This window comes from Pseudomonadota bacterium (assembly GCA_018823135.1).
In the GTDB taxonomy this organism is placed as follows: domain Bacteria; phylum Desulfobacterota; class Desulfobulbia; order Desulfobulbales; family CALZHT01; genus JAHJJF01.
The window spans coordinates 117,320-124,158 of record JAHJJF010000126.1 but is presented as its reverse complement, the minus strand read 5'-3'; the positions used below and the strand labels follow the sequence as shown (position 1 = coordinate 124,158).

The following is a 6,839-nucleotide window of genomic DNA, read 5'->3' as shown; positions in this document are numbered from 1 at the left end:
TACAGGGCGACACTGAATCTGCCCCAGACAAATTTTAAAATGAAGGCCAACCTTGCGCAGAAGGAGCCTGAGTTTCTCAAAAAATGGGATCAGGAAAATCTCTATGGCCGGGTAATGGCGGCAACTGCTTCAAGGCCTGTCTATATGCTCCACGACGGCCCGCCGTATGCCAACGGCCATATTCATCTGGGAACCGCTTTCAACAAGGTGCTCAAGGATATCATTCTTAAATCAAAACGGATGGCCGGGTTTCACTGCCCCTATGTTCCGGGCTGGGATTGTCATGGCCTGCCCATTGAACATAATGTAGATAAGGAACTCGGTCCCAAGAAGAAAGAGATCAGCAAGCTGGCCTTCCGCGGCGCCTGCCGGAAATATGCTGAAAAATGGATAAAGATCCAGAAGGCGGAGTTCAAGCGCCTGGGGGTGCTGGGCGACTGGGACAATCCATACTTGACGATCAATTTCGGCTATGAAGCGGCAATCGCCAGGGAATTTACCCGGTTTCTGCATTCCGGCGCGGTGATTCAGAGCAAGAAGCCGGTGTACTGGTGTGCATCGTGCAAAACAGCCCTTGCCGAGGCTGAGGTTGAATACTACGATCACAGCTCGCCTTCTATCTATGTAAAATTTCCTGTGGCTGATGATCTTGGCCGCGATATCCCTGCGCTTTCAGGCCGCAAAGTTTCGGCGGTGATCTGGACAACCACTCCCTGGACAATTCCCGCCAATCTTGCCGTGGCGTTTCATCCTGATTTTCCCTATGCCGCAGTGGAAGTAGGGGACGAAGTATGGATTCTTGCTGAAGGACTTGTGGCGCAGGCCTTTGATAATTTCGGCATCACTGATTACAAAATTCTCACGACCTTTTCCGCTGCGGTCCTTGAAGGGAAAAAATGCATGCACCCGTTCATGGAGCGCGAATCATTGATGATTCTTGCTCCATACGTCACCCTTGAGACCGGCACCGGTTGTGTGCATACGGCACCCGGCCACGGCCGCGAGGATTATATCAGCGGCATGAAATACGGCCTGCCGGTTCTGTCGCCGGTTGATGATGTCGGGGTTTTCACCGATGAGGCCGGGCCCTATGCCGGCATGCCCATTTACGAAGCAAATAAAGTGATCAACGATGATATGTCGAAAACCGGCGCCCTGGTCCACCAGAGTGCCCTCAAGCATAGCTATCCCCATTGCTGGCGATGTAAGAAACCGGTGATCTTCAGAGCCACGGAACAGTGGTTTATTGCCATGGACAACCAGGATCTCAGGCAGAATGCCCTGAAGGCGATCAAAGCGGTCAAGTGGACACCGAAATGGGGTCTGGAAAGAATTTACGGCATGGTTGAAACCCGGCCCGACTGGTGTCTCTCCCGGCAGCGGACCTGGGGTGTGCCGCTTACCGTATTTTCCTGTGAAAAATGCGGGGAAGTGCTTAACGATGAAAAGGTTTCCGCTCGTATCGTCGCACTTTTTGAAAAAGAAGGGGCCGATGCCTGGTTCCGTCATGACAATCAGGAATTTCTGGGCGATGACACCAGGTGTTCCTGCGGCTCCGACCAGTTCAGAAAGGAGGAAGACATCCTCGATGTCTGGTTTGATTCCGGGGTGAGTTATGCGGCGGTCCTTGAGGCGCGTCCGGAACTCTCAAGCCCGGCTGATCTCTATCTCGAAGGCAGTGATCAGCATCGCGGCTGGTTTCAGAGTTCTCTCCTTGCCTCGGTCGGTACCAGAGGTATCCCGCCGTATAAGGGGGTGTTGACCCACGGATTTGTGGTGGACGGCAAGGGCAAGAAAATGTCGAAAAGCATCGGCAATGTCATTGCGCCCGAAGAGATCATCAATAAATACGGTGCTGAGATTTTAAGGCTCTGGGTGGCTTCTGAGGATTATCGTGATGATATAAAGATATCCGAAGAAATCCTGCGGCAGCTCTCGGATGCCTACCGAAAGATCAGGAACACCATCCGCTATATGCTGAGCAATCTCTATGATTTTAATCCGCAGACTGATCATGTGAAACTGGCCGACATGGGCGAGCTGGACCGATGGGCGTTGCACCAGTTTGAGCTTTTGAAGAAGAAAATGATCAGGGGCTATGATGAATTCGAGTTTCATGGGGTTTTTCACAACATGTATCATTTCTGCACAGTGACCATGAGCTCGCTGTATCTGGATATCCTTAAAGACCGGTTGTACACTTCGGCGCCAACCTCTCCGGAGAGAAAGGCCGCCCAGACCGTGCTCTATGAAATTCTTGAAGGGATGCTGAGTCTCATTTCTCCGGTGATGATGTTCACCGCCGCTGAAGCGTGGCAGCACCTGCCTGAGGATGCGGACCGGGCGGATGAAATATCCCTGGGATTGTTTCCGCCGATGAAGGATGAAAATGTCGCCAAAGAGCTTGCTGAGAAATGGGACAGGATCCTTGCGGTGCGCTCTGAAATCACCAAGGCTCTGGAGATCGCCCGTCAGGACAAGGTGTTCGGTCATTCTCTGGAAGCCCAGGTGCAGGTGCATGTGGAGGGCGAGCTTGCAGAATTCTTAAAAGATAAATGGCAAACCTTGAAAACCGTTTCCATTGTATCTTCATTACATCACCTTGATACGTCGGTTGAGGATTCTTACAGGAGTGAGGAAATCCCGGGGCTTGCAATTAAAGTATCGGCGGCAAAAGGCGAGAAATGCGAACGGTGCTGGGTGCGTTCCGAGACCGTAGGCCAGGATGCCGAGCATGTGCAATTATGCGGCAGCTGTATATCAGTGGTAAGGACACTGTGAAAAAATACACCATTAAAACGCCTCTGCTCTGTATGCTGGCGGTAGTTGTCGGCGATCAATTGAGTAAATGGTGGATAATAAACTCTTTTTCGTATCTTGAAACAAAACCGGTGATTGCCGGTTTTTTCAACCTGACCTTTGTGCTGAACACCGGTGCGGCCTTCGGGTTTCTTGCCGGAGAGCATGCCTTGTGGCGGCAATTGTTCTTTATTGCCGTTGCATTAATTGCCCTGGTGGTGCTGTATTTTGCCTTTCTCCATTATCGTCACCGGGGCGCATGGTTTGTTTACGGGACAGGGCTTGTAGCCGGAGGGGCGGTGGGCAACCTTGTTGACCGGATCCGGCTCGGCGCAGTAATTGATTTTCTGGATTTTTATGTGCAATCGTATCATTGGCCTGCCTTTAATGTGGCTGACTCGGCAATTACCACAGGAGTCAGTCTTTTTCTGCTGGGCAGTTTTTTAACTCCTGCAGAGGAGGAGGCTGGTGACAACAGAAAAGAGGACACGGATGACCGATAAAAAAACAGCTTTTATTTTTCCGGGACAGGGATCCCAGTATCTCGGTATGGCGCAGGGATTTATTGACGCTGATCCCGAGGCCAAGACTCTGATGTCGCAGGCCGATTTAATCAGCGGTTTGCAGTTGAGCACTTTATGCCGGCAAGGGCCAATGGAGGAATTGACCAAGGCGCTTCATCTCCAGCCAGCCTTGACAGCTGTTGATCTCATCTGCTGGCAGGCGCTTTTAAAGGCCGGATTGAAGCCGCACTATGTCGCAGGACACAGCCTCGGCGAGTTCAGCGCCCTTTGTGCAGCTGGGGTTCTCAGCGTTGAAGATACCCTGAACCTGGTTTCGGCAAGGGGGCGGCTCATGGACAGGGAAGGCCTGAAAAATCCCGGCGGCATGCGGGCAGTCCTGGGATTCACCATCGACGAGGTGCGGGAAGTTTTGGCCGGGGTTACAAAAGGCGTCGTCACTGCCGCCAACCACAATATGGAGACGCAGATCGTCATTTCCGGGGATCAGGCCGGCCTTGACGAAGCATCTGCAATATTTGACGAGATGGGGGCCCGGGTCATTCCGCTGAATGTGGCCATTGCCAACCACAGCCCTTTGGTGCAGGATGCAGTGCCTGATTTCATGGAAGTCATGAAGGGTATAGAATTTCGTCCCCCGGTAATTCCCATGCTGTTCAATGTGACTGCGAAAGCTGAGGTTGACCCCGAAGTGATCCGGGAGGTCATGGCCCGGCAGATGTCCTCCATGGTGCGCTGGCTCGATATCATGAATGACTTTATCGCCCGGGACGTGCGGGTTTTTATTGAAGTTGGACCGAAAAAAGTTCTTTCCGGGCTTTTACGCAAGATTGTTCCAAAAGGATATGAACATAAATGTTTCCAGGTCGACAGTCCTGAAACCCTCGAGGAATGTATAGAGGGTTTGCGAAACTGACTGTTTGTGTGACAGATTTCAAGTGTGATCTCTTTTTACTGAGTGGCGGGCGTGTCTCATTTCGTCACATGGCAACCCCTTGTAATTATTCTGATGGTATTTTGTGGATGAGCTTATCAGCTGTTTTTTTAGCTATTTACAGCAGTTTAAGCCGCTGCAGATCAGTGATGGGATAGTAGGAGTAAATTGGCCTTTTCGTGAAAAAAATAAGAATCGTTGAAAAACCTTTACTTATCAGATATCTTTTTTACTTAAAGGAGAAAAACATGGACTTACTTCATCTGGATAGGGCAGGCACAGATTCGTCAGCACGGAAGATGATTTTAATGACGCCTGAGACACCGATTTATTCCCGTTCGGGATTTGATCGGCGGGTGGGTGTTGACAGAAGAGAGGTCTTCGATCTGGATTGCATGGATATGCTGAGTCATGAGAGACGTGGCCGAAATGAGCGGCGCAATCAGGATGAAAAACGAAACGGCTGGATTCGTTATAATGAATGGGTCAGCGTTTTTGTCGGGAGCGAATATCTGTAAGCCGCTTTATTGAAGTTTTTCAAGCTTTTTCAGGGGGTTCTACCGAGGAAGCCCAGCGATCCCTTTTATTTCCGAAGAGTCAAACGGCAAGATGCGATTTTGACTGTCATTATTTGTGTTTCGGTATTAGCGGTTTTTTCTGCCAGCACTTTTTCCAATGCCATCGTTTTATTCAGAGGCTCATCCTCGGAGAGGTCGCGTCTGTCAAAGGTGTATCCTCCATGCTCCTTCCATAGCGATGGAATGCATACATTTCTGGGTTATTTCATCTCGGGAAATTTGAGGAAATGTGGGTTATGAAAAAAGCCGCTCAATAAAAGTATCCATTTTTGCTTGACCAGATCACTCTTGCTTGACATTCAGCAAATATACAAGTATCTTTCTCGGATTTTCCAAAATCGGGGACAGGTGCGTCCATCCCTTGATAATGATTTTGTCGTGCATCTTGAAGTCCTTGATGCCGATGTGTATGCAGCCTTTAATTATTGAAATAATTTGGGGCGATAATGGATGAAATTGTAAAGAGATTAAAAGATTGATTTCATCGACTTGCCTTGTAACATGTTGATTTTGTCTGGTGGACCTTTTGCTGCAGGGATTTTTCACGAGTCCAACATAATTCAGTTTGGTTAATTTTTAAGAAAGTATCATGTTTGAAAATATATCAGATAGGCTGGAATCAGTTTTCAAAACCCTTCGCGGTCATGGAAAACTTTCGGAAGCCAATATCAATGATGCCATGGCTGAGGTTCGCCGGGCGTTGTTGGAAGCTGATGTCAATTTCAAGGTTGTCAAGGAATTCATCGCTTCGATCACAGAGCGGGCGGTGGGCCAGGAAGTCCTCGGAAGTCTGTCCCCTGGGCAACAGGTCGTCAAGATTGTCCATGAACAGCTGATTGATCTGCTCGGTGGCAAGGAAGAACTTCTCGATTTTGCAGGGAAGCCGCCGGCAATTATTATGATGGTCGGGCTTCAGGGTTCTGGAAAGACCACAACGGCGGGAAAACTTGCCAAGCTGCTCAAAGGCAAGGGCCGCAAACCGTATCTGGTGCCTGCGGATGTATACCGTCCGGCGGCTATTGAACAATTGCATGTTCTCGGCAAAGCCATTGATGTGCCGGTTTATCCGTCCCAGACCAGTCAGGACCCTGTGGCGATCTGCAGGGATGCTTTAGCCGCTGCCAAGGCTGTCAACTATGACACCCTGATAATCGATACCGCCGGCCGGCTGCATGTTGATCTGGACCTGATGGAGGAATTGAGGCGGATCAAGGATGCCGTCAATCCCTCGGAAATCCTCTTTGTCGCCGACGCAATGACCGGCCAGGATGCGGTGACGGTTGCGGATAAATTTAACGGCGACCTGTCTATCAGCGGTGTAGTGCTCACCAAAATGGATGGTGATGCCCGCGGCGGCGCAGCGCTTTCCATTAAGAAAGTCACGGACCGGCCGATTAAATTTGTCGGTACCGGTGAAGATCTCGATGCCCTTGAGATATTCTATCCAGAACGTATGGCTTCAAGAATTCTCGGTATGGGGGATGTACTTACCCTGATTGAGAAGGCGGAAGCGGTTGTTGACCGGAAAAAAGCTGAAACACTTGCCAAAAAGATAAATAAGAATGCTTTTTCGCTGGAAGACTTCAGGGACCAGATTCAGCAAATCAAAAAGATGGGAAATCTGGAACAGATCATGGGCATGATCCCTGGAATCAATAAATTCAGACAGATGAAAGATATGCCTAAACCCGACGTGAAAGAGTTGAATCGGGTTGAGGCGATTATTAATTCAATGACCCCTGATGAACGCAGGCGTCATCTGATTATCAACGCCAGTCGCAGGCAGAGGATTGCCAAGGGCAGCGGCACATCGGTGCAGGATGTCAATAAAGTCATTAAAAGCTATACAGACATGCTCAAGATGATGAAAAAAATGAAAGGCAAAATAATTGGCGGCGGGATTGTCGCCGGTGGAAACAAGAGGCGGAAAAGGCCCAAAGGGCTATCCAGATAAGCAAGCATAGATTTTTTCGGCTGTAATCAGATTTCAGTGAGAAAGATTGCGGT

Annotated in this window: 5 protein-coding genes; all 5 read left to right on the top strand. The window is 49.6% G+C overall.

All coding sequences use genetic code 11. The features are described from left to right. Nucleotides 1–2,781 (top strand): isoleucine--tRNA ligase (gene ileS / locus KKE17_13470; GenBank protein ID MBU1711006.1); only part of this gene is annotated, 2,781 nt, incomplete at its 5' end. A 32-nt stretch (nt 2,782–2,813) separates the two neighbouring features. Beyond that, entirely contained in the window at nt 2,814–3,302 is a 489-nt protein-coding gene (gene lspA, locus KKE17_13465) for a signal peptidase II (GenBank protein ID MBU1711005.1), read from the top strand. Continuing rightward, nucleotides 3,292–4,236 (top strand): ACP S-malonyltransferase, encoded by a 945-nt coding sequence (fabD, locus tag KKE17_13460; GenBank protein ID MBU1711004.1) that lies wholly within the window; start codon nt 3,292–3,294, stop codon nt 4,234–4,236. Before lspA ends, fabD begins: the two co-directional genes overlap by 11 nt. A gap of 266 nt (nt 4,237–4,502) precedes the next feature. Beyond that, complete coding sequence (locus KKE17_13455) at nt 4,503–4,772, top strand: hypothetical protein (GenBank protein ID MBU1711003.1); 270 nt, start codon at nt 4,503–4,505, stop codon at nt 4,770–4,772. Between the two features lie 649 nt (nt 4,773–5,421). After that, nucleotides 5,422–6,786, top strand: a complete 1,365-nt coding sequence (ffh, locus tag KKE17_13450) for a signal recognition particle protein (GenBank protein ID MBU1711002.1) — start codon at nt 5,422–5,424, stop codon at nt 6,784–6,786. Nucleotides 6,787–6,839 lie beyond the last annotated feature (53 nt).